Raw genomic sequence first — 5,810 nt, forward strand, 5'->3', positions numbered from 1 at the left:
GTCCACCGAGGAGGCCCTGGCCCTGCTGGATGCCGCGCTGTTCGTCGACGAGCCGACCGCCGTCCCCGTCGCCCTGCGCACGTCGGCGCTCGCGGGGCGGCGCGATCAGGTGCCGTGGGTGCTGCGCGACCTCGTACCGGCCGGACGGCAGCGACCCACCGCCGGCAGCGCGGCAGGGCCCGACGGCAGCGCGGAGAGGCTCGCGGAACGGCTGCGCGGACTGAGCCCCGCCGAGCGCGACCGGGTCCTTCTCGAAATGGTCCAGTCGCAGGTCGCCGGCGTCCTCGGCCACGGCTCCGCCAGTCCGATCGACCCGTCGCGCGCCTTCAAGGACCTCGGGTTCGACTCGCTCACCGCCGTCGACCTGCGCAACCGGCTCAACGCCGCGACCGGGCTGCAACTGTCCGCCACCCTCATCTTCGACCACCCGACGATCCGCGCCCTCCGTGACCACCTCGCGGCGGAACTGGCCCCCGCCGACGACGATGGCGCCGCCTTCCTCCTCGGTGAGCTGGACAAGCTCCGCACCGTCCTCACCGAGACCGCGCCCGCCGCCGACCACGACGTGCGCACGGAGATCGGGCACCGTCTTCAGCAACTGCTCACCACCTGGTCGACGGCCGCCGCCGAGGACGGCGGAAAGGGCGACCGGGTCGAGCTCGACAACGCCAGCGACGACGAACTGTTCGCACTCCTCGACGACAAGCCCTGGGCGACCGACTGACCGCCCGCTGACCTCCCCCCTACTCGGCTCTCCGCGCACTTTCGAAGGACAAGGAACAGATGGCGAACGAGGAAAAGCTCCGCGAATACCTCAAGCGTGCGATCGCCGACGCCCAGGACGCCCACCTTCGTCTGCGCGAGGCCGAGGCCAAGGAACACGAGCCGATCGCGATCGTCGGCATGGGCTGCCGCTTCCCGGGCGGCGTCGCCTCGCCCGAGGACCTGTGGCGGCTGGTGAGCGGCGGCGGCGACGGCATCACGCCGTTCCCCACCGACCGGGGCTGGGACCTCGACGCCCTGTTCGCCGCCGACGCCGACCGGGCGGCGGGCACCTCCGCCACCCGCGAGGGCGGCTTCCTGCACGACGCGGCCGAGTTCGACGCGGAGGCGTTCGGCATCAGCCCCCGTGAGGCGCTCGCCATGGACCCGCAGCAGCGGCTCCTGCTGGAGACCTCCTGGGAGGCCCTGGAACGCGCCGGCATCGACCCGCTGTCCCTGCGCGGCACCGCGACCGGAGTGTTCGCCGGGCTCATGTACCACGACTACGCGGCCCGGCTGCAGGAGGTGCCCAAGGACGTCGCAGGCTTCCTCGCCAACGGCAACGCGGGCAGCGTCTTCTCCGGACGGATCTCCTACGTCTTCGGATTCGAAGGCCCCGCCGTCACCATCGACACCGCCTGCTCCTCCTCCCTCGTCGCCCTGCACCTCGCCTGCCAGTCGCTGCGCACCGGCGAGTGCTCCACGGCACTCGCCGGCGGCGTCACCGTGATGGCGGCGCCCACCACGTTCGTCGAGTTCTCCCGGCAGGGCGGACTGGCCGCCGACGGCCGGTGCAAGGCCTTCGCCGACGGCGCCGACGGCACCGGCTGGGCCGAGGGCGCCGGCGTCCTCGTCCTGGAACGCCTCTCCGATGCCCAGCGCCTCGGCCACCCCGTCCTGGCCGTCGTCCGGGGCAGCGCCGTCAACCAGGACGGCGCCTCCAACGGCCTCAGCGCCCCCAACGGCCCGTCCCAGCAGCGCGTCATCCGCCGCGCCCTGCAGGCCGCCCGGCTCGGTACGGCAGACGTGGACGCCGTCGAGGCGCACGGCACCGGCACCCGCCTGGGCGACCCCATCGAAGCACAGGCCCTCCTCGCCACCTACGGCAAGGGACGCGACGCGCACGACCCCGTGTGGCTCGGGTCGGTCAAGTCGAACATCGGGCACACGCAGGCCGCCGCCGGTGTGGCCGGCGTGATCAAGATGGTGATGGCGCTGCGCGAGGAGCGGCTGCCGCGCACCCTGCACGCCGACGAACCCTCCTCGCACGTCGACTGGTCCGCCGGGGCCGTACGGCTCCTGACCGAGGAACGCGCCTGGCCGCGCGGCGAGCGGCCGCGCCGGGCCGGCGTGTCCTCCTTCGGCATCAGCGGCACCAACGCCCACGTCGTCCTGGAAGAACCCCCCGCACCGCAGAACACGCCCCACTCGTCCGACACCTCCGGCACACCCGGTACGTCCGACAGGTCCGGTACGTCCGACGGTCTCGACTCGTCCGACGAAGAGGCCGGCACCACCGCCCCGCCCCGCCGCCTGCCCCACGTCCCATGGGTGCTCACCGCCCGCAGCGCCGCCGCACTCGAAGCACAGGCCGAACGGCTCGCTGCCCACCTCACCGCCTCCGACGCCTCCGCGCTCGACATCGGCCACACCCTCGCCACCGGCCGATCCGTCCTCGAACACCGCGCGGTCGTCCTCGGCCCCGACCGCGCCACCCTGCACGCGGCGCTCGACGACCTCACGGGCACGGGCACCGGCACCGGTGCAGGCACACCGGGTGCGGCCACCGTCGTGTCCGGCATCGCCACCGAGGGCCGCACCGCCTGGCTGTTCACCGGCCAGGGCAGCCAGCGGCTCGGCATGGGCCGCGAACTGCACGCCGCGCACCCCGAGTACGCCCGCGCCTTCGACGAGATCTGCGCCCTCCTCGACACCGAACTCCAGGGCGCACCCGACTTCACCGTCCCCGTGCGCGACGTCTGCTTCGCCGCCCCCGGCACGCCCGAGGCCGCGCTCCTCGACCGCACCGGCTACGCCCAGGCCGCCCTCTTCGCCGTCGAGAGCGCGCTCGTCGCCCTGCTGCGCGACTGGGGAGCGGAACCCGACGTCGTCATCGGCCACTCCATCGGCGAGATCGTCGCCGCCCACACCGTGGGCGCCCTCGAACTCCCGGACGCCGTAAGGTTGGTGGCCGCCCGCGCCCGGCTCATGCAGGCACTGCCCGAGGGCGGGGCCATGGCGGCGATCGAGGCCGGCGAAGCCGAGGTCGCGGACCTGCTCCCAACCGCCGGTGACCACGGCACGGCCGTCGTCGCGGCCGTCAACGCGCCGCACGCGGTCGTCGTCTCCGGTGCCGAACAGGCCGTCGAGCAGACCATGGCGGCCGCGCGCGAGCGAGGGCTCAGGGTGACCCGATTGCGGGTCTCGCACGCCTTCCACTCGCCGCTGATGGAACCCATGCTGGCCGAGTTCGCCGAGACCGTCGCCGGGCTGCGCCACCGTCCGCCCCTGCTTCCGGTCGTCAGCACCCTCACCGGCCGCGCCGCCGACGACGACTGGGCCACACCGGACTACTGGGTACGACAGGTCCGCGAAGCCGTCCGCTTCCACGACGCCGTGCGCACCGCCACCACCGGGCTGGGTGTCACCCGCTTCCTGGAAATCGGCGCCGACCCCGTCCTCACGGGCCTCGCGCAGTCCACCGCACCCGACACACCCGCCGTGGCCACCCTCCGCGAGGGCCGCGACGAGTCCGCGTCGGTGCTGACCGCACTGGCCGAGACGTTCGTACGGGGCGCCGCCGCCGACTGGGCCGCCGTGTTCCACGGCACCGGCGCCCGCCGCACCGACCTGCCCACCTACGCCTTCCAGCGCCGCCGCTACTGGCTCGACGCCGGCCGGCCCGGCACCGACGCACGCGGCCTCGGACTCGGCGTCGCGAGCCACCCGCTGCTCGGCGCCGCCGTCACCGTCGCGGGCTCCGGCACCGTCCTGCTCACCTCCCGGCTCTCCCTCCCCGCCACCCCCTGGCTCGCCGACCACGTGGTGGGCGGAGCGACCGTCGCCCCGGGCACGGCCCTCGTCGAGCTCGCCCTCCAGGCCGGCCTCCGCGTCGACTGCGACCACCTCGACGAACTCACCCTCCAGGCCCCGCTCGTCCTCCCCGAACAGGGCGCGGTACAAGTACAGATCGTCATCGACACCGCGGACGACGACGGCCGCCGCCCGGTACGGATCTTCTCCCGCACCGAGGACGCGGAGGTCGACCAGGCCTGGACCCTGCACGCCACCGGCACCGTCAGCACCGGCACCACCCCGGTCGAACCCTGGGACCTGCGTGCCTGGCCCCCCGCGGGCGCCGAACCCGCCGACCTCACCGGCCTCTACGACAGGCTGGCCGACGTCGGCCTGCGCTACGGCCCCGCCTTCCAGGGCATCGGCCGGGCCTGGCGGGCCGGCGACGACTGGTACGTGGAAGCAGCCCTGCCCGAACCCGTCGCCGACGGCGCCGAAGCCTTCGGCCTGCACCCCGCGCTCCTCGACACCGTCCTGCACACCCTCGCCCTGCGCCCGGCCGGCGACGACAACCGTGCCCTCCTGCCGTTCCTGTGGTCCGGGGTGACCCTCTCGGCGGTCGGCGCACCGGCCGTCCGGGCACGCATCCGACTCCGCGGCGACGGCGAGATCGCCCTACGGGTAGCCGACGCGCAGGGCGACCCCGTCACCACCGTCGACTCCCTCCTCCTGCGCCCCGTCGACACGGCCGACCTCGCCGACCGGCGGACGCCGACCGGGGCGGAGCACCTCTACCGGCTGGCATGGTCCCGAAGCACGGCACCGACGAGCGACGGCTCGCCCGACGGCACCGTCGTGCTCGGCGATCCGCTTCCCGGCCTCACCACCGCGACCACCCACCCCAGCGTGGACGCGCTGATCACCGCGATCGACACCGGATCCGACGCCCCCCGGCGCGCCGTGCTGCCCATCGGCACCGGCCCCGTGGCGGACGTCCTCACCGGCACGCTCACCGCCGTGCAGCGGTGGCTGGCCGAACCGAGGCTCACCGGCACCCGCCTGGTGATCGTGACCTCGGGTGCCGTCTCCGTACTGCCCGGCGAGACCACCGACCCCACCGGCGCGGGCGTCTGGGGCCTCGTCCGTTCCGCGATGAACGAGCACCCCGGCCGTCTCTCGCTCATCGACGTCGACGACACGGAGCTGAACCCGGCCCTCATCACGGGCGAGGAATCCCAACTCGCCGTGCGCCGGGGAGAGCCCTGGGTGCCGCGTCTGGTGCGGATGTCGGCGGGTGGGGTGCTGGTGCCGCCGGCCGGTGTGGGTGACGGGTGGCGGATGGATGTCGTCGCCGGGGGCCGGCTGGACGGTGTGGCGCTGGTGCCGGAGGCGCCGCGGCCGCTGGGGCCGGGCCAGGTCCGGGTCGCGGTGCGGGCGGCGGGTGTGAACTTCCGCGATGTGCTCAATGTGCTGGGCATGTATCCCGGTGACGCGGGCCGGCTGGGGCACGAGGGCGCCGGGGTGGTGCTGGAGGTCGGCCCGGAGGTGTCCGGGCTGGCGGTCGGGGACCGGGTGATGGGCCTGCTGGACGGGGCGTTCGCGCCGGCCGCGGTCACCGATGCCAGGCTGCTGGCGCGGGTGCCGGAGGGCTGGACGTTCGAGCAGGCCGCGAGTGTGCCGATCGTGTTCCTGACCGCCTACTACGCGCTGGTGGACCTGGCGGGTGTGCGGTCCGGGGAGTCGGTGCTGATCCATGCCGCGGCGGGCGGGGTGGGGATGGCGGCGGTGCAGCTGGCCCGGCATCTGGGTGCCGAGGTGTATGCCACGGCGAGTGAGCCGAAGTGGCCGGTGCTGCGGGGGCTGGGCGTGCCGCAGGAGCGGATCGCCTCCTCGCGGGACACCGGGTTCGAGGAGCGTTTCCGGCCGGGGGTGGATGTGGTGCTGGACTCCCTGGCGGGGGAGTTCGTGGATGCCTCGCTGCGGCTGGTGCGGCCGGGGGGCCGGTTCGTGGAGATGGGCAAGACCGATGTCCG

1 protein-coding gene and 1 pseudogene are annotated in these 5,810 nt (G+C 74.3%); both read left to right on the forward strand.

Going from position 1 to position 5,810, the window contains the following annotated elements; all coding sequences use genetic code 11:
- Positions 1-724, forward strand: a 724-nt coding sequence (locus tag ACZ56B_RS32555; RefSeq protein ID WP_468798609.1) for an acyl carrier protein, incomplete at its 5' end; no start/stop codon positions are given.
- Positions 725-798: 74 nt separating this feature from the next.
- Positions 799-5,810 (forward strand): annotated as a pseudogene (locus tag ACZ56B_RS32560) (beta-ketoacyl synthase N-terminal-like domain-containing protein); the annotation flags it as partial.

Source organism: Streptomyces sp. NPDC034670 (assembly GCF_055574875.1).